The sequence below is a fragment of the Mesorhizobium sp. INR15 genome, assembly GCF_015500075.1.
Taxonomy (GTDB): domain Bacteria; phylum Pseudomonadota; class Alphaproteobacteria; order Rhizobiales; family Rhizobiaceae; genus Mesorhizobium.
On sequence record NZ_CP045496.1, the window covers coordinates 3451402 to 3469521 of the forward strand.

The following is an 18120-nucleotide window of genomic DNA, read 5'->3' on the forward strand; positions in this document are numbered from 1 at the left end:
GTCGCTGGACCGGCTCACGTCGTGGATCGGATGGCCGCTTTGCGGGCTCTTGCCGATGCCATTTGCTGTGCGCCCTGGGGTTTTGACGCCCGGGCTGAAAGTGTCGCGCGAAGCTCCTCGCGCAGCGGCTTCATGCCGATAATATCGAGGTCTTGTCCTGCCAGCCAGTCACGAAAACCCTGGTCGCGGAACAGTTCATATTCCTCGGTGCGGATATAGGCCGCCCGGGGCTCGATCAGTTCGAGTTCGCCCGGCGCGTTGAAATGCAGGCAGAAGAAGGTCAGCCCTTCGCGCACGCCTTCGATCAGCGCTCGGTAGGCAGGCTCGATCGGCCTGGAGCGCGGCCGACCCCATGTCGTCTGGATGGCGGCGTCGAAAATGACAAAGCCCTTGTCGCGCGCCTGGACCACGCCGCGCTGAAATCCCTCTTCCGTGACGCCGACCAGATTGTCGTTGGGCGAGTAGGCGGCAAGCGTGCGGGTCAACAACACAGGCAGGCGGTATTCCAGGCCAAGCCGGATGTAGATGTCGCAGAATTCCGGCGACAGCGCCGCGCCCATATGCGCGTCGAGATGGGTGACGTCGATGCCGGCGCGATAGGCGGTGTCGATCTGGGCGCGCAGCTCGGTCTCGACCGCTTGCGGCACCGCCTTGCGGCGTGTCGTTGCCACATCCGGCCAGAAGAAGCCGTATTCGTCGGTCAGCCCGGCGGCACGCGACGGTGCGGTCAGCGGCCGCCATTTGTAGTGGGGTTTTTCGCTGTTCAGCGTCAGATGGACGCCGAGATCGAGCCGCGGGTCCGCGGCAGCGCTTTCCGCCATTTCGAGAAACCAGGGGCAAGGCACCATGACCGCGCCCGAACTGCAGACACCAAGCCGGCTCAGTTCGAGGAAGGCGCTGTTGGCGCCGTGGCACATGCCGACATCGTCTTCATGCAGCACGATCCTGCGTCTGGAACCGGCGGCGGTCACGGACGGCCACCGTCACGCCGGCATTCCGGTTCCGAGGGTCTTCCAAAGTGTGTTCCGTGCTGCATGGAACCCGCCGTTTGCCCAACTGGCCGGAATGGAACGCCGAAACCCGTCTGTCCAACAGAGCCACTTTGCTGAATTCGGATGGGTACGATTTGTATGCCGGCCAGAAACGGGGTGCTGGCGGCAACATGGTCCGGTCCGATCGCGGCGGAGTGGTTCTTTCAAACGGGGCTTGCAGGCGTACAGCTGTCCACACCATCAAACGAACGGAGGCCGCCATGTACAGTGCCGGTGAAGAAGAGATCGAAGCCATTGCCAGGGTGATCCGGTCGGGCGCCTTGTTCCGCTATGGCAAGGACAGCGAATGCGACCGCTTCGAAGCGCGCTACGCCCAGCATCTCGGTGTCGAGCATTTCGCGCTCGCAGCCAGCGGCACCTATGGGCTCGCCGCTGGCCTGATCGGCCTCGGCATTGGCCCTGGCGACGAGGTCCTGGTTCCCGCGCACACCTATATGGCAACGGCAACAGCGGTGCTGTCGGTGGGGGCGATCCCGGTCATCGTCGACATCGACGAGAGCCTCACCATCGATCCCGCCGCCCTGCGCGATGCCATCGGGCCGCGCACCAAGGCGGTCATCCCCGTGCATATGTGGGGCGCTGCCTGCAACATGAACGCGATCATGGACATTGCGGGGAAGCGCGGCCTGCTGGTGCTGGAGGATGTCTGCCAGGGCATCGGCGGCGGCTATGAAGGGCGCAAGCTCGGCTCGATCGGCCATGCCGGCGCCTACTCATTCAACTACTTCAAGAACATGACCTCGGGCGAAGGCGGCGGCATCGCCACCAGCGATCCGAAAGTGGCGGAAAGGGCGCGCTGCGCCATCGATCCCTGCCATTTCTACTGGCAAGGCCGCAGTGACAGCATCAAGCCCTTCGCCGGCATCGGCGCACGGGCTTCGGAACTGATGGGGGCGATGCTCAACGTCCAACTCGACCGGCTCGACGGCATCATCGACGCGATGCGGGCCGAGAAGAAGAAGGTGCTGGCCGGAACCCGCCATCTCGGCAATCTCGGCCTGACGCCATCGCCGATGAACAGTCCGGACGATGATTGCGCGGCGCAGATCATGTATCTCCTGCCGAGCGAACAGGCGGCACAGACCTTCTCCAAGACCATTCCGAGCGTCATTGCCGGCAAGACCGGCCGCCACAATTTCACCCAATGGGACCAGGTGCTGATGCATGAGGGCGCGCATCACCCGGCGCTCAACCCTTACACGCTGCCGGAAAACAAGGGCCTGCGGCTGACCTACGCCGACGACCTTGGCAAGAACTCGCTCGACATCCTCAACCGCACGGTGATGATTGCCATGAACCCGGCACATGGCGATGCTGACATCGACGACATGATCCACAACATCGACGCGGCGGCTCGGGTGTCGCTGGAGAACGCCTCGCTGGACGGCATCGAGCTGCGCAAGGCAGCACCTGTCGACCTGCAGAAATTCGACAGCGTGAACTAGGCCTCGCCCATCTCGACCGACTTCCTGAAAGCCGACGCCAGTCCCCTCGCCACCGCTTCGGCGAAACCGGCTTCGCGCATGGTTTCGATCGCGGCGGCGGTGGTGCCGCGATAGTCGAGAAAGGCTTCGACCGTGTCGGCCGGAGAGGCATCCCGCAGTTCGAGCAGCCGGCCAGTGCCTGCCAGCACAGTGTTGACGGCGCGGCGTGCAACCCCAGGCGAAAGGCCGAAGCGGACCGCGTCGCGCATCATTGCGTCCGCCAGCAGGGCAGGGAAGGCTGGCCCGGATCCGGTGAGCCCGGTCAGGTAGTCGATGTCTCGCTCGCTGCCGACTTCATCCTGTACGCCGCATGCGTTGAACACAGCCCGTATGGTCGCGCGGTCTGCTTCGGTGATGTCGCCAGCGGCGATCCACGGTGTGTAGGATTTTGCCACCTCGGCCGCCGCGTTGGGCAGCGAGCGGACGACGCGGCTGGTGTTATGCTTTTCAGCCAGATCGGCCAGACGGATGCCGGCCATAACCGAAATCACCAGCTTGCCCGTGGCGTCGATATTGAGAGAAGGCCAATCCTGGGGCCGCACAGAAAGCAGGATGACATCGGAGCGGTCGGCGAGTGCCTGGTTGTCGTCGGTCCAGAAGACGCCAGGAAAGCGCTCGGGCTTCGCGCTGCGGTAGGAAAGGGTGAGATTTTCCACGCGCACGGCGCCAGCCTCGAGAGCCGCGCCGGCGATGGCGCCGCCCAGCCAGCCCGCACCGCCAACAATGCCGAGCCTGACCGAACCACTCATATGCCTGCCTCCGCTCACTGGGGCAGGGTGAGGGAGGCAGGCCTCCTTGTCCAGCACCAAGGCGACCGGCGTGGTCTGGCGGCGCTGGGTGGCCCAAGATAGGCTCCCAATGCAGCCCTGTGGCCGCAGGGCATTGAAAAAACGAAGAGCCTGTGTCGGATTGGCCGAACGCCATTCGTCCTTTGGACATCGATACGCAACCATAGAGGATTGTAGAAATGCCCGGCACCGTACGTTTGCACCGTGTTCTGACAACCAGCCCGGAGAAAGTCTACCGCGCCTTCCTCGAAGCGGACGCGCTTGCCAAATGGCTTCCGCCGAACGGGTTCACCTGCACGGTCCATCACCTCGACGCGAAACTCGGCGGCACGTTCAAGATGTCGTTCCGCAACTTCACCACCGGCCAGGGCCACTCGTTTGGCGGCGAATATGTCGAGCTCGTTCCCGGTGAGCGGTTGCGCTACACCGACAGGTTCGACGATCCCAACCTGCCCGGCGAGATCCAGGTGACCGTGACATTGAAGAAAGTTTCGGTCGGCACCGAAGTGGATATCACGCAGGCCGGCATTCCCGATGCCATTCCGGTTGAGGCCTGCTATCTCGGCTGGCAGGAATCGTTGCGAAATCTGGCGAAGCTCGTCGAGCCCGAGATCAACCAGTAAGGCTCTGGCTTCTGTCCAGCCGCATGAACGCCGCGCGCAAGGCTAGAACCGCGCGCAAGATCTGGCGTTCATCCATCGCGGCGTAGCCGAGCAGCAGGCCATGTTCGGGCTCGCTGGAATGGTAGTTGATGGAAATGCCTTGGACGTCGAGGCCTTCCCTGACGGCGGCAGCGACCACGTCGCTGTCCCTGTAGGGCCTGGTGAAGCTCGCCAGCAGCTGCATGCCGGAATCGTTTTCCGAGACTGTGATCCACTCGGCAAGGTGCTCCTCGCAGAGCTTGACGAAGTTGGCCTGGCGGCGGGCGTAGAGCCGGCGCATGCGTTTCAGATGCGTGGCGAAATAGCCCTGGGTGATGAAGTCGTTGACTGTTGCCTGCAGGATCAGCGGTGCGAATTGGCCGGTGATCGACACCGCCCTGTCGAAGGGAACCGACAGTTCACGCGGCACGATGAGATAGCCGATACGCAGCGCCGGTATCAGTGTCTTGCCGAAGCTGCCGATATAGACGACGCGGTCGGCGTGATCGAGCCCGCGCAGCGCCGGCACCGGCCGGCCGCGATACCGGTACTCGCCGTCGTAGTCGTCCTCGACAATCCAGGCGCCGTGCCGTTCGGCGATGTCGAGCAGCTGCAGCCGCTCCTCGATGCGCATGATGGTGCCGAACGGCCATTGGCAGGACGGCGTGACGTAGATCAGCCGAGGCGGCGGCAGGTCGGGATCGGCGAGATGCCAGCCGCGCCGATCGACCTTCAGGGGTGCGAGCTGGGCACCGCTGGCGAGGAATGCGCTCTTGGCGCCGAGGTAGCCGGGCTCCTCCATCCAGACATGATCGCCTTCGTCCATCAGCACGCGTGAGACAAGGTCCAGCGCTGCCTGCGCACCGGTGACGATGATCACCTGGTCGGCGGTGCAATTGATGCCGCGCGACAGGCTGATGGTCGAGGCGATGGCCTGGCGCAGGCCTGGGTGACCGGCGAAGGAGATGTAGCCGAGCAGATTTTCATCACGGCTGCGTGCGTTGCGTACCAGAAGGCTCGACCAGATGGTGAAGGGAAAGGACGCGGTTTCCGGTACGCCGGGATGGAAGTTGATGACGCCGGCATTGCGTGGCGGCTGCGGGCCGTTGACGATGGTCTGGCCGCGCCGCGACAATTTCCGTGGCGCGGCCAGACCAGTTCGCAGCGAGGCCAGCGGCCGGTTCTGCTGGATCGGCGCCACCCAGGTGCCCGAACCGGCGCGCGCCTCGATGAAGCCTTCGGCAAGCAGCTGGTCGTAGGCGGCGATGACGGTGTTGCGCCCGACCTTCAAATCCTCCGCCAGCGACCGCGTCGACGGCAGCAGCGTGTTCTGCGGGATCTGGCCATCAAGGATGAAACGCCGCAGCGCCCCGTAAATCTGCCGGTGCATCGGTTCTTCCGACGCGCGGTCGACAGACATGATATCGAGGGAAAGGCGCATGTGGTCGGCCATGCCAGCGCTAGTCCAAGACAAGGCGCGCGGCGCGCGCGATCTTTTCCTCGTTCAGCCGGCACACCGTGTCGATCACCAGCCGCCTGGTCCGGGGATGGATTTCGCGGCTGTTCTTCAAGGCGCGGTGCACGGTCGCCGTGCCGAGCTCTGCTTTGTCGGCGATCTCGCGGATCGTGCACAGCCGTTCCATGCCAAGCGCTGCTTCGAAAGCCATGTCACTCCTCCGCCCGCCATCAAGGCACGGCTTTCCGCCGGCCTCAAGCTCGAAAAGTCCACAAGCCTGGAAAGTCCGCAAGCCTGGAAAGTTTGGGCGCGGAAATCCAGCAGGGACAATTCCGCGACCCGCGCCGCATCGGGAGCAAGGCGGCACGGGTCGCCGGGCGCGTCGCATCGCTACCCCAGCCGAGGCGCGCCCAATCAGCCTGTCAACCGCCGCCCGGCGATCGTCAGGCCCTGTCTCGTATCGCCACGTCGAAACCGGCCTTGCAGGCGGTTGCGAGCAGCGATGCATACCCTTTCGTGGCATAGGTCAGCGGATGCGCCTTGGCCGGGTCCTGCTCGGCCTCGACGACGATCCAGCCCTCGTAGCCGCGTGCGGCCAGCGGCGTCAGCAGCGACAGGAAATCGACCGAGCCGTCTCCAGGCACTGTGAATATGCCTTCCATGACAGCCGCCATGAAGCTCATGTCCTCGCGCCGCGCCCTGTCCAGCACTGGCCGACGCACATCCTTGCAGTGGAAATGCACGATGCGGTCGAGGTGGCGCTGCAGCAGTGCCTGCGGATCGCCGCCTGAAAACAGGCAGTGGCCGGTGTCGAAGAGCAGGCCGACACTTTTTCCCGTCGTTGCCATCAACTGGTCGACCTCTTCGTCGGTTTCGACGATTGTGCCCATATGGTGATGGAAGGCCATGCCGACGCCGAACGCCGCCATGCGTTCCGCAAGGCGGGTGACCTTCTCGCCATAATCGCGCCACTGGCCGTTGAAGATGCGCGGGCGCTGCGAGATCGGTGCGAAGATCGCGTCATGGCGGCCGCGTGAGGTGTCGGCATAGACGACAAGCTTGGCGCCGAGATCACGCAACAATGTCAGGTGCGGCGTGATCGCGGCGAATTCTTCATCGACCGTGCTGTCGAAAATGCGACCGTCATACCAGCCGGAGACAAGCTCGAGCCCATGGGAAGACAGGATCGGTGCAAGCTCGGCGCTTTTGCGGGGGAATTTTCCGCCAAGTTCCGTGCCGCGATAGCCGGCCTGGGCGGTTTCGGAGAGACACGTCTCCAGCGGCGTGTCGCCACCGAGCGCGGGCACATCGTCATTGCTCCAAGTGATGGGATTGATGCCGATCTTGACTGTCATGCGGCCGGACTCGCTAGAGCAATGCAGAGGTTGCAAACTGGCGGCAAAGAGGTTCTGTCACTAGGTCCAGTTGGGATGAGTTTGACAGAACCGCTTTAGGAGGCGGTCGAGCCTGCCACCGGCGGGGGCGCAGGTCATAGCCAGCGCTGGCGCGACGAATTGCCTGACGTGGCGCTGCTCTCCATCGCGAATGCGCCATAGTGGTGCCAGCGCGGTCGATCCGAACCGCCGACAGGATACGCCTTGCCCTCCATCTTTTCTGCCCAGGCTGGAGACAGCCCAGCGATCGACAGTCCTTACGCCTGGATGCGGCTCGGCATTTCCATGCTGCTGGGGACGATCGGCGGCGTCGGCATGTGGGCGGTGGTCATCGTCCTGCCGTCCGTGCAGGCCGAGTTCGGGGTCGATCGCGCCGCGGCATCGATGCCCTATACGGCAACCATGGTCGGTTTCGCCGCCGGCAATGTGCTCGTCGGGCGCGCCATTGATCGTGTCGGCTACTGGATCCCGGCGCTTGTGTCCTCGATGGCGCTGGTTGCCGGCTTCCTGCTGGCGGCGCTTTCGACCTCCATCCTGCAATTTACCCTCGTTCAAGGGTTGCTGATCGGTGTCGGCACTTCGGCGATCTTCGGGCCGTTGATCGCCGACATCTCGCACTGGTTCAACCGCCGGCGCGGTGTTGCCGTGGCTGCTGCCGCCGCCGGGAGCTATCTCGCGGGAACGATCTGGCCAACCATCATGCCGCCGTTGATGAAAGCCGAAGGCTGGCGCTTCACCTATGTCGCCATCGGCCTCGCCTGCCTGGTGACCATGGTGCCGCTGGTGCTGATGCTGCGCCGCGGCGCCCCTGTCGTAGCGGCCGGTTCCGCTGGCAGCCGCGTGGTGCAGCCGATCTCGTTGTCACCGACCGCCCTTCAGGTGCTGCTCGTCATTGCCGGTCTCGGCTGCTGCGTGGCAATGTCGATGCCGCAGGTGCACATCGTCGCCTATTGCATGGACCTCGGCTATGGCGTGGCGCATGGCGCCGACATGTTGTCGATCATGATGGCAGCAGGCGTGGTCAGCCGCCTGGTTTCCGGCTTTGTCGCGGACCGCATCGGCGGCGTCAAAACCTTGCTGATCGGTTCGGTGCTGCAGTGCCTGTCGCTGTTCTTCTATATTCCTTTCGATGGGCTCGCCTCGCTCTACATCGTGTCGCTGGTGTTCGGCCTGTCGCAAGGCGGCATCGTGCCTTGCTATGCGATCATCGTGCGGGAATACATGCCTGCCAAGGAAGCCGGCCAGCGGGTCGGCATCGTCATCATGGCGACCATCTTCGGCATGGCGATCGGCGGCTGGATGTCAGGCTGGATCTACGATCTGACCGGCTCCTACGCAGCGGCTTTCCTGAACGGCATCGCCTGGAACGTGCTGAACCTGGTGGTCATGCTGATGGTGTTCTGGAGGGCAAGGCGCAGCGCCATGGCGATGGCCTGAGCGCCGGCGCCAGCCTGGGGTACCTGGAGATCGGCTCCGCTTGACATTGTGCGAGGGCTGAGCGACGCCAGTGGCCGACGGGGTGCGGCAACGGGCCGGTGACATGGCGACAACAGCGACGATTGTTTCTCGGCCGCGCTTTGGTGGATTTGACCGAAGGGCCGCCTCTTGATCAAGCCGCGCTCACGCCGTGGCGGCGGCCGGCCGACCATCGCCGACGTGGCGCGCAAGGCCGGCGTTGGCGCCATCACGGTGTCCCGCGCGCTTCGCGAACCGGGACGTGTCTCGGAAGACCTGCGCCGCCAGATCCAGGCCGCCGTTGACGAGCTTGGCTACGTGCCTGATCCCAATGCGCGGGCGCTGGCCTCGGCGCGGGCCGAGGTGTTCGGCGTGCTGGTGCCGTCGCTGACCAACAACGTGTTCGCCGAGGTGGTGCGCGGCATCTATGACAGCCTGTCGGACAGCCCATTCCGCATCCAGCTTGGCAACACCCACTATTCCGGGCTCGAGGAAGAGCGCCTCCTGCAAGTGTTCGGCCCGCAACGCCCTGCGGCGCTGATCGTCGCCGGCATCGACCAGACGCCGACATCGCGAAAGCTGCTGGAAACTGCGGGCTGCCCGGTTGTGCAGGTGATGGAGACCGGGCCCGATCCGGTCGACATGATGGTCGGTTTCTCGCATCTCGACGGGGGCAGGCGGGCGACCGAACATCTGATCGAGGCGGGCTACCGCCGTATCGGCTTCATCGGCGCACGCATGGACCCGCGTTCGCAGCGGCGCCTTGCCGGCTATCGCGCGGCGATGGAGCAGGCCGGCCTGTTCGATCCGCGCCTGATCACCACCACGCCGGTGCCGTCCAGCGTCACCCTCGGGCGCGAACTGTTCCGTGACGCGCTGGCCAAGATGCCGACGCTCGACGGGGTGTTCTGCAACAATGACGATATCGCGGTCGGCGTGCTGTTTGAATGCCATCGCGCCGCCATCGCCGTGCCGAAGACGATCGGCATCGTCGGCTTCAACGATTTCGACATGATGCAGGTGGCGTTCCCTTCGATCACCAGTATCCGCACCTATCGCTATGAAATCGGCCGGCGGTCGGTCGCCATGGCGCTGGCGGCGATCGCCGGCAACAGGCCGCAAGAGCGTGTCGTTGATCTCGGTTTCGAGCTCATGCGCCGCGAGAGCACAGCCCGCTGAACTTACTTTAGACGCTCTGCAAATGGTGCTTTACACAACGTCATGGTAGCGCTACCATTTTGGGCGAGCAGGTGCGGGAGCAAAGGTGCCAAGCCTGTTTATTATACATAAGCGACAACTGATACTTGTTTATTATGGATAATATGATAATTTCCTGCACCTGATGGAGGCCGCGAAGGGGAGGGTGCGGGTCGGCATTCAGCCGCCGGAATGCGCGTATGGACAAGGCAGGAGGTGCCGGCCCATGCGCGAGAATTCATACAGCAAACGACAATCAGAACTGCAAATGGGAGGACTATCGATGATCAAGTCACTTGTTGGTGGCATCATTGCCGCCACTGCATTCGTCACGCTCAATTCAGCCGCCATGGCCGCCGGCCCCGAGATCGTATCAGGCCCCGCCGCCGAACCGGCTTGCTTCACGCCGTGGGCCGCCGACACCCAGTTCTTCAAGTTCCCCAAGAAAGCCGGCCCATACCGGATCGCGCTCGCCAATGGCTATATCGCCAACACCTGGCGTATCCAGATGGTGCAGACGGCGAAAGCCTATGCGGCGCAGAAGGACGTCGCGGCGAAGTTGAAGGAATTCAAGGTCGTCTCGACCGGCGAGGATGTGCCGGCACAGATATCGGCGATCAACAACTTCATCGATTCCGGTTATGACGCGATCGTCGTCAATGCCCAGAACCCGACCGCATTCGGGCCGGTCATCAAGCGCGCCAAGGAAGCTGGCGTGGTGCTGGTCGCCTTCGACAACATTCTCGACACCAAGGACGCCATCAACGTCAATGTCGACCAGAAAGGCCTTGGCGCGCTTTGGGGCAACTGGCTGGTCAAGCATGTGCCGAACGGCGGCAAGGTGCTTGAAGTGCGCGGCGTTGCCGGTACTTCGGTCGACACCGACCGCCACAATGGCATCCATGAGGTGCTCGACGCCTCCGGCAAGAAATGGGCCGTCACCGAGGTCGTCGGCAAGTGGGATGACGGCGTGGCGCAAAAGGCATCTGCCGACGCGATCGCGACCAACGGGCCCTTCGACGGCGTCACCGGACAAGGTGGCGACACTGGCATTGTCCAGGCGATGATCGATGCCAAGCAGCCTTTCGTGCCGTTTGGCGGTGAAACCGAAAACGGCTTCCGCAAGTTCTGCGCGGCGCATGCTGCCGATGGTTTGAAGTGCTCATCGGCCGGCACCGGCCCTGCGCAGGTTGCCGTTGCCATCAAGACGGCGATCGCCGCGCTTGAAGGCAATGTCGTTCCGCAGTCGGTGAAGCTGCCATTGGCGATCGTCGAGGATCCGAACTTCAAGGCAGGTCAGGATTTCTTCCCCGACCAGTCCGACAACTTCTTCGTCGGCAATTCCTTCCCGACCTGCGGCATCAATTTCACGGCGCAGGAAATCATGGGTCAGACCAAGGAAAATCAATAGGCCTGTCACTCGGCGCCGCGGCTTTGCCGCGGCGCCGAACCTACCCCTGATTTTGTCCAAGCGCCTTGGGAGGGGCCATGAACGGTGCGGTGCCGCTCTTTCGCATGGAAGGCATATCGAAGCGCTATGGCGGCGTGCGCGCGCTGGAACAGGCTGAGCTTACGGTTGAGGCCGGCAGCATCCATGCCGTTCTTGGTGAAAATGGCGCCGGCAAGTCGACGCTGATCAAGGTCATGGCTGGCGTTGTCGCTGCCGACGAAGGCCGCATGATGCTGGACGGACGCGAAGTGACCTTTGCCTCACCGGGTGCCGCCAACAAGGCAGGCATCGTCTGTATCTTCCAGGAACTGTCGCTGGTGCCTGAACTCAGCGTCGCCGACAACATTGTCATTTCAGATCCGCCGACGCGTTTCGGCATGATCGACCGCAAGGCGCAGCGCCGCATTGCCGAGGAAGCCCTGGCGCGCGCGGGAGCCGCCGACATTCATCCGCTGGCGCTGGTCAAGGACCTGCCGCTGTCGCGGCGCCAGATGGTCGAGATCGCCAAGGCGCTGGCTAGAAAGCCACGCATCCTGATCCTCGACGAGGCGACCTCGGCACTGACGGCGACGGATGTCTCGAAGATCTTCGGCGTGCTGAAACGCCTGCGCTCCGAGGGACTGGCGCTGCTCTATATCTCGCACCGCATGAACGAGATCGCCGAACTGGCGGACCAGTGCACGGTGTTCCGCAACGGCCGCAATGTCGCCAGTTATCCTGCCGGTTCGAAGAGCGACAACGAGGTGGTCGAACTGATGATCGGCCGCGAATACAGCCACATCTTCCCGGCCAAGCCGCCGGCCGTGGCAGCCACGACCGCGCCCGTGCTCGAAGCGCGCAAGCTCTCCTGGACGGACCGGCTGGACAATATCTCGCTGACCGTCAGGGCAGGCGAGGTTGTCGGCCTTGGCGGGCTTGACGGCCAGGGCCAGCGCGAATTGCTGCTTGCGTTCTTCGGCGTGTTGCGCGGCTTGTCCGGCGAGGTCCTGATCGACGGCAAGCCGGTGACGATCGCCAGCCCCTCGAAAGCGCGGGAGGACGGCATCGGCATGGCGCTCATTCCCGAGGACCGCAAGACCGAGGGGCTGATGCTGCCAATGACTGTGCGCGAAAACCTGTCCTTTGCCGCGCTCGACCGGCTGTCGAAGGCCGGTATCATCGACCGTACCACCGAGCAACGGCTGATCGACGACATGGTCGGGCTACTGGCGATCAAGACGGCGGGTCTCGACATCCCGGTTGGCGCGCTGTCCGGCGGCAATCAGCAGAAGGTGGTCATCGCCAAATGGCTGATGCGCCAGCCGCGCATCATCCTGCTCAACGATCCGACGCGCGGCATTGATGTCGGCACCAAGCAGGAGCTTTACCAACTGATGCGCAAGCTCGCCGATGCCGGCGCCGCGATCCTGTTTTATTCGACCGACTATGACGAACTGATCGGCTGCTGCGACCGGGTGCTGGTGCTCTATGACGGGGCGGTCAAGCGTGAACTGGTTGGGGCCGAGATCACCGAGCGCGCGCTGATATCCAGCGCGCTCAACATCCATGAGAGCACTGTGAGCCAAGGAGCGGATGCGTGAAAGATTGGCGCTACTGGCTGGCCGAGCAGCGCGGAACGCTGCTGGCGCTCGGCATCTTCATCGTCATGTTCATCATCTACACCGCGAACCACCCGGCGGGCTTCACCGCCAATGTCGTGCAGACGGCATCGAACAAGGGCGTCCTGCTTGCCTTCGTCGCCATGGCGCAGACGCTGGTGGTGATCACCGCCGGTATCGATCTGTCCGTCGGCATGATCTTCCTTTTGACCAACTGCCTTGCCTCGTGGCTGGTGGTGGGCACGCCAACACAGACGGCGCTTGGCGTCGTGGCTGTGCTGGCTGTTGGGCTGCTGTGCGGGGCGATCAATGGCGCCATTGTCATTTATGGCCGGCTGCAGCCGATCGTCGCCACCATTGCCACGGGTGCGGTCTACTACGGCGTCGGCCTGTTGCTGCGGCCGTTCCCGGGCGGTTCGGTCAATGAGGATCTGGCCGACGCGCTGACGGGCCGTGTGTTCGGTGTCGTGCCGGCCAGCCTGGTGGTGCTGCTTGCCGTCGTGCTGGTGGTCTGGGTGCCGTTCAGCCGCTCGGTGCTTGGCCGTGCCGCCTACGCCGCCGGATCGTCCGAGACGGCAGCCTATATGTCCGGTGTGCCGATCCGCCGGGGCAAGTTCGCCGCCTACACCCTGGCCGGTTTGCTGGCCGCTATCGGCGGGCTGTTCCTCACCTTCTTCACCTACACGGGCGATGCGGCGTATGCGAGCGGCAACGCCTATACTCTGTTTTCGATCGCCTCGGTCGTGCTTGGCGGCGTCTCGCTGTTCGGCGGCAAGGGCAGCGCCATCGGTGCCATCTTCGGCGCACTGGCCTTCCGCACCATCGGCGACCTTTTGTTCGTGTTCGATTTCGATCCGCTCTGGCAGCCCCTGTTCCAGGGCGTTATCCTGCTGGTCGCGGTCAGTCTCGGCGCTTTCGCCCTGTTTCGGGTCCGCAACCGGCTGGAGTGGTTCTTGTGAGCGAAACGACCTTGAACGGCATCGCCGGGCACATGCCGAAATTCATCCGCCGCGCCGATCCGGCGGTGCTGACAGCCTTTGCCTGCATCGTGCTGCTGCTTTTCGTCGGCAGTCTCTATTCGCGCAGCTTCCTGTCGCCCGAATATCTTCTGCAGCAGCTCAAGGTGGCATCGTTTCTCGGCGTCATCGCCACCGGCATGATGCTGGTCGTCCTGCTCGGCCAGATCGACCTGTCGGTGCCGTGGGCGGTGGCGGCGGGCGCCATGATGGCCTGCGCGGCGGCGGCGTATGGACCGGTCGGCGTGGCGCTGGCCATTCCCTTCGGCATTCTCTGCGGCGTCGGGATCGGCATCGTCAACGGCATCGGTGTCGCCTATCTGCGCATTCCCTCGATGATCATCACGCTGGCCACCAACGCCGTCGCCCAAGGGTTGATGGTCGTCTACACCGGAGGCTACTCACCGCAGGATTCGGCCACTGGCGCGATGCGTTACCTGGCCACCGGCTTCATCATTCCGGGTGTGCCTAACGCTGTGATCATCTGGGCACTGATCGGCGCGGCCATGGTTTTCGTGCTGACCCGGACCAGCTTTGGCCGCACCGTCTACGGCATCGGCAACCGCGAGCGCGCCGCCTATCTCTCCGGCATCGACACGCGGCGCGTGGTGATGATCGCCTTTGCCGTCTCCGGTGGTCTGTCAGCCTTCGGCGGCGTGCTCCTGGCCGGCTATGCCTCCAAGGCGGCGCAATCGATGGGCGACGCCTATCTCTTGCCGTCGATCGCCGCCGTGGTGCTCGGCGGCACCTCCATCCGTGGCGGGCGCGGCTCCTATCTCGGCACTGTCGCCGGCGTCATCCTCATCACGCTGCTGCAATCCATTCTTTCGGTCATGCAGATGCCGGAGGCCGGGCGGCAGATCATCTATGGCGTCGTCATCGTTGCCATGCTGCTGCTCTACGGCCGCGCGCCGGCAAGCCGCTGATCCGCATCGTGGGTGTGGATATCGTCCACTCGCCGACGGGCGCTATCCGGCCGGCGCCGGCCATCGTGGTGATGGGTGTCGCCGGTTGCGGCAAGTCGGCTGTCGGCATCGCTCTGGCTTCCGCGCTTGGCGTTGCCTTCGTCGAGGGCGACAAGCTGCATCCGCCTGAGAACGTCAAGCGCATGGCCAGCGGCGAGGCGCTTACCGACGCCCTGCGCGAAGGCTGGCTCGATGCGATCGGCCAGCGTATCGCAACGCTGGTTGGCGAGGGGCAAGGCGTAGTCGCTGCCTGCTCGGCGCTGAAGCGTAGCTATCGTGACCGGCTGCGTGGTTTCTGCGGGGACATCGTCTTCGTCTATCTGGAGGTCGACCGAGCCACAGCCAGGCGCCGCGTTGGCAACCGCAAGGGCCATTTCATGCCGGCAAGCCTGGTCGACAGCCAGTTCGCCATTCTCGAAGCGCCAGGATCGGACGAGCGTGCGCTGACGCTCGATGCCACGCGCCCTATCGGTGATCTGGTGCGAACCGTTGCCCGTGCGCTGCGCTCATGAAGCTGTTTCATCATCGGCGACGATATTATCGGCCTGCTCGCTCATCCGGTGCCCGGCGAACCACGTCATCAGTTGCTCCGGGTGGCGTTTCGCGGCCTCGAGCAGACGGTCGCGCTTGAGCAGAATGTAGCGCGCCTGGAGGGCCATGTTCTTCGCGCCGTCCTTGACCGGAATCACGGCTTCGCCCGCCGGGGTCGGGGCCAGCTCCGGGCTGATCATCGCGAGATACTCGCGGAACGGAGCGGTCTCGAAAGTCGACATGGCAAACAGCGCTGTCCCGTTCCTCGCGGCGAAATTCGCGGGCGCGGAGGCAAGCTGGGCCCAGGCGCTCTCTCCAATGGCAACCTCCGTGAACGTCGATCCGGCGTGGATGTTGTTGGTCATCAGGACAACGCCATTGGACTTCAGGATCTTCTGCATCCGGGCGGTGACCTGGTAGGCATCGTTCCGCTCGAAGACGAGCCGGCTTTTCAGGAAACGGTTCTCTACATTGACCATCGGCAAGTTGAGCAGGAGCGCGCCAAATCTTGTGCTCGATACCCCGTGATTGCGCACGCTGACCTGATGCGCCTCGATGCCCGCCTCATGGAGTGCGCGCTTGCCCATGATGGTCTGGGCGGTGAATTGATCGCACCAGATGATGGCGCCGCGGCCACGCAGCAGGGCTTCCTGCAAGCCTTCCAGGCCCTCCAACCGGATTGACGGCGACCATCGCGCGCTGACCAGATGCGCGATGGGTTGCAGGCGCCGGCGGTGCCCCGCGGCAAGGAGGCGCCTGAACAGCCCTTCCGCGTCGACATCTTGGCCGAGGGTCGCGCGCATGGCGGCGGCGTAGCGCGGGAAATCCTTGCGCATATGGCGCTTCAGACGAAGGCCGGACACCCAGTTGCAAACCGGCGCCCACCAGCGCACCGGCAGCAAGGCTGCTACTCCGAGATAGAAAGCCAAGAGCACCGTCTCGCGAAGATCCTTGCTGGAGAGAACGCGATCCCCAGAGGTTCGCACCGGCTTGCGGCTGAAAAAGCGAACCGTTTCCGCGCTCTCGGGCACGGCAACATCGGCGATGATTTCAGTGTGATAGATGTCGCCTGGTGGTAATCCACGAAAGGCTTTTTCGGGTTTTGTGAACCAGAATAGCCTCATCCAGCCGGTGCCTTCATTCTGTGCATGTCGTCTTTCTAAAGTTGCGACGCACTTTTAGGCGATACAAACTAGATCTGCGAGGTCAGCTCGACCGGAAAGTCGTCATTGTCAGCGTCACGCATGGCGGCGAGGCTGCGGTTGTCGAGTACCTCGGCGATGGCCTGGCGCACTTCCAGCATCATGTGGCGGACCTGGCAGGTCGCCTCGTCACAATCCTCGCAGCGCTGATACTGGGTGCGGCTGGCGCAAGGGATAGGCGCCAGCGGCCCGTCGAGCACGCGCACGACATGGCCGATCTTGATCTCGGAGGCTGGCCGGGCGAGGCGGTAGCCGCCCTCCTTGCCCTTGCGGCTCTGGACAAAGCCGGCATTGCGCAATTCGCCCAGGATGGCGTCGAGGAATTTCTTCGGGATGTTGTTGGCGACTGCGATGTCGTTGACGAAGGCCAATTGGCCAACCGGCAGGCCGGACAGATGCACGAGGGCCTTGAGGCCGTATTTGCCTTTTTTTGTCAGCATGCCCTGTTCAACCCAAAAAGCCCCAACAACCCGCATCTGGCGACTGTTTGTGTGCAAATGATGACAATTTGGCCGCGCGGAGCCGTTTCGCACAAAACTAGCCGCAGGACGACACGTTAGGCACAAACGCGTTGATTCTTTGTAACGTTTTGATCATTGGCGCGAGCAATGCACGGGAAATCACCGCTCGAGGCCTGGAAACGAAGAAAGCCGGCAAAACGCCGGCTTTCAATCCTTTCGAAGGATCCTGATTCCTAGCGGCTGCCGTAGGTCTGGTCGAGCAGGCCGCCGGCGGCGAAATGCTCCTGCTGGACCTTGTCCCAGCCGCCGAAGACGTCTTCAACCGTCAGCAGGCGGACATCTGGAAAGTCGGCCTTGTATTTGGCGGCGACGGCGGCGTCGCGAACGCGGTTGCCGTTCTGCGCCAGGATGTCCTGGCCTTCGGGCGTGTAGAGGAAGTCGAGATAGGTTTTTGCGAGATCGCGCGAGCCGTGCTCGTCGGCGACCTTGTCGACGATCGCCACCGGGAATTCCGCCAGCAGGCTGACCGAAGGCGTGACCTGCTCGAACTTGTCGTTGCCATACTCCTTGCGGATGCCGCGTGTCTCGGATTCGAAGGTGATCAGCACATCGCCGATCTCACGCTGCACGAAGGTGGTGGTCGCGGCGCGCCCGCCGGTGTCGAAGATCGGCACGTTGTTGAACAGCTTGGTGATGAACTCCTTCACCTTGGCATCGTCGCCCTTGAAGGCTTCCTTGGCGTAGGCGGTGGCCGCCAGGTAGGTATAGCGCGCATTGCCAGAGGTCTTCGGGTTGGGGAAGATCACCTGCACGTCGTCGCGGACGAGATCGTTCCAGTCCTTGATATGCTTGGGATTGCCGGCGCGCACCAGGAAGGACGGCAGCGAGTAGAAGGGCGAAGCGTTGTCGGGAAAATCTTTCTGCCAGTCGGCGGAGACCAGACCCTTCTTGACCAGGAAGTCGATGTCGGTGACCTGGTTGAAGGTGACGACGTCGGCGCCAAGCCCTTCGGCGATAGCGCGTGCCTGGGCCGAAGTTCCGGCATGCGACTGGTCGATGGTGACGCCGGGATGTCCGGAAATGAAGGCCTTGTTGACCTGCACGAACAATTCGCGGCCGACGTCATAGGATGCGTTCAACAATTTGTCGGCTGACCAGGCTTGGGAGGATGCGAGGAACAGGCCGGCCAAAGCGGCGGTGGCAACGAGAAATCGCTTCATGAAAACAAGGCTCCGGATGCAATGCGTTTATAGCACGAACATAGCGGCGCAGTGGCGCGCGACGAGGTACGCCTTGCGGCTCCGCGGAAGCGCTGTGAGAAAAGATATCGCCGAAACAGCCCGTTGTTAGGATTTCCTTCCAAGTTGAGTCTTCATCGCGGCCTGACAGGTTGCATGATGGTGTCGCAAGGCATATACATATGGCATATA

17 protein-coding genes are annotated in these 18120 nt (G+C 63.4%); 9 read left to right on the forward strand and 8 right to left on the reverse strand.

Annotated elements, in window-relative coordinates:
• Positions 1-14: 14 nt before the first annotated feature.
• A complete protein-coding gene (locus tag GA829_RS16870) occupies positions 15-971 on the reverse strand; it encodes a polysaccharide deacetylase family protein (RefSeq protein ID WP_258051627.1) in 957 nt (318 codons plus the stop codon).
• Between the two features lie 281 nt (positions 972-1252).
• On the opposite strand from GA829_RS16870, the gene GA829_RS16875 reads away from it, so the two are divergent.
• Positions 1253-2497 carry a DegT/DnrJ/EryC1/StrS family aminotransferase gene (locus GA829_RS16875; RefSeq protein WP_195173851.1) on the forward strand — a complete coding sequence of 415 codons (1245 nt, stop codon included), beginning with the start codon at positions 1253-1255 and terminating at the stop codon, positions 2495-2497.
• Here the strand turns inward: GA829_RS16875 and GA829_RS16880 are convergent.
• Positions 2494-3285 carry a pyrroline-5-carboxylate reductase family protein gene (locus GA829_RS16880; protein ID WP_195173852.1) on the reverse strand — a complete coding sequence of 264 codons (792 nt, stop codon included), beginning with the start codon at positions 3283-3285 and terminating at the stop codon, positions 2494-2496. The two genes, GA829_RS16875 and GA829_RS16880, sit on opposite strands and share 4 nt — an antisense overlap.
• 218 nt (positions 3286-3503) lie before the next feature.
• Between GA829_RS16880 and GA829_RS16885 the strand changes: the two genes are divergently transcribed.
• Positions 3504-3947, forward strand: coding sequence for an SRPBCC family protein (locus GA829_RS16885; protein ID WP_195173853.1), 444 nt, complete (start codon positions 3504-3506; stop codon positions 3945-3947).
• On the opposite strand, the gene mocR is transcribed toward GA829_RS16885, so the two are convergent.
• The 3 genes from mocR to iolE form a co-directional block, all read right to left on the reverse strand.
• On the reverse strand, positions 3937-5418 hold the full coding sequence (gene mocR, locus GA829_RS16890; protein ID WP_258051628.1) for a rhizopine catabolism transcriptional regulator MocR: 1482 nt from the start codon (positions 5416-5418) through the stop codon (positions 3937-3939). The two genes, GA829_RS16885 and mocR, sit on opposite strands and share 11 nt — an antisense overlap.
• 7 nt (positions 5419-5425) lie before the next feature.
• Positions 5426-5632, reverse strand: a complete 207-nt coding sequence (locus tag GA829_RS16895; RefSeq protein ID WP_195173854.1) for a LacI family DNA-binding transcriptional regulator — start codon at positions 5630-5632, stop codon at positions 5426-5428.
• A gap of 232 nt (positions 5633-5864) precedes the next feature.
• The gene (gene iolE, locus GA829_RS16900) at positions 5865-6776 is read right to left on the reverse strand and encodes a myo-inosose-2 dehydratase (RefSeq protein WP_195173855.1); all 912 of its coding nucleotides are present in this window, start codon (positions 6774-6776) and stop codon (positions 5865-5867) included.
• 306 nt (positions 6777-7082) lie between these two features.
• On the opposite strand from iolE, the gene GA829_RS16905 reads away from it, so the two are divergent.
• The 7 genes from GA829_RS16905 to GA829_RS16935 all read left to right on the forward strand — a co-directional run bounded on the left by GA829_RS16905 (position 7083) and on the right by GA829_RS16935 (position 15008).
• Complete coding sequence (locus GA829_RS16905; protein WP_195179699.1) at positions 7083-8252, forward strand: MFS transporter; 1170 nt, start codon at positions 7083-7085, stop codon at positions 8250-8252.
• 168 nt (positions 8253-8420) lie between these two features.
• Positions 8421-9449, forward strand: a complete 1029-nt coding sequence (gene gntR / locus GA829_RS16910) for an HTH-type transcriptional regulator GntR (protein WP_195173856.1) — start codon at positions 8421-8423, stop codon at positions 9447-9449.
• 301 nt (positions 9450-9750) lie between these two features.
• Positions 9751-10878: a sugar ABC transporter substrate-binding protein gene (locus GA829_RS16915; protein WP_195173857.1), complete on the forward strand. Its 1128-nt coding sequence runs from the start codon at positions 9751-9753 to the stop codon at positions 10876-10878.
• A 77-nt stretch (positions 10879-10955) separates the two neighbouring features.
• Positions 10956-12497, forward strand: coding sequence for a sugar ABC transporter ATP-binding protein (locus tag GA829_RS16920; RefSeq protein WP_195173858.1), 1542 nt, complete (start codon positions 10956-10958; stop codon positions 12495-12497).
• A complete protein-coding gene (locus tag GA829_RS16925) occupies positions 12494-13474 on the forward strand; it encodes an ABC transporter permease (RefSeq protein ID WP_195173859.1) in 981 nt (326 codons plus the stop codon). Before GA829_RS16920 ends, GA829_RS16925 begins: the two co-directional genes overlap by 4 nt.
• Entirely contained in the window at positions 13471-14457 is a 987-nt protein-coding gene (locus GA829_RS16930; RefSeq protein ID WP_195173860.1) for an ABC transporter permease, read from the forward strand. Before GA829_RS16925 ends, GA829_RS16930 begins: the two co-directional genes overlap by 4 nt.
• 71 nt (positions 14458-14528) lie before the next feature.
• Positions 14529-15008, forward strand: a complete 480-nt coding sequence (locus tag GA829_RS16935; RefSeq protein WP_195179700.1) for a gluconokinase — start codon at positions 14529-14531, stop codon at positions 15006-15008.
• Here the strand turns inward: GA829_RS16935 and GA829_RS16940 are convergent.
• From GA829_RS16940 to GA829_RS16950, 3 genes are all read right to left on the reverse strand, one after another.
• The gene (locus GA829_RS16940; RefSeq protein ID WP_308462067.1) at positions 15003-16058 is read right to left on the reverse strand and encodes a hypothetical protein; all 1056 of its coding nucleotides are present in this window, start codon (positions 16056-16058) and stop codon (positions 15003-15005) included. The genes GA829_RS16935 and GA829_RS16940 overlap by 6 nt on opposite strands.
• A 161-nt stretch (positions 16059-16219) precedes the next feature.
• The gene (locus GA829_RS16945) at positions 16220-16669 is read right to left on the reverse strand and encodes an RrF2 family transcriptional regulator (RefSeq protein WP_006202816.1); all 450 of its coding nucleotides are present in this window, start codon (positions 16667-16669) and stop codon (positions 16220-16222) included.
• A 254-nt stretch (positions 16670-16923) separates the two neighbouring features.
• A complete protein-coding gene (locus tag GA829_RS16950) occupies positions 16924-17910 on the reverse strand; it encodes a sulfate ABC transporter substrate-binding protein (RefSeq protein WP_195173862.1) in 987 nt (328 codons plus the stop codon).
• Positions 17911-18120 lie beyond the last annotated feature (210 nt).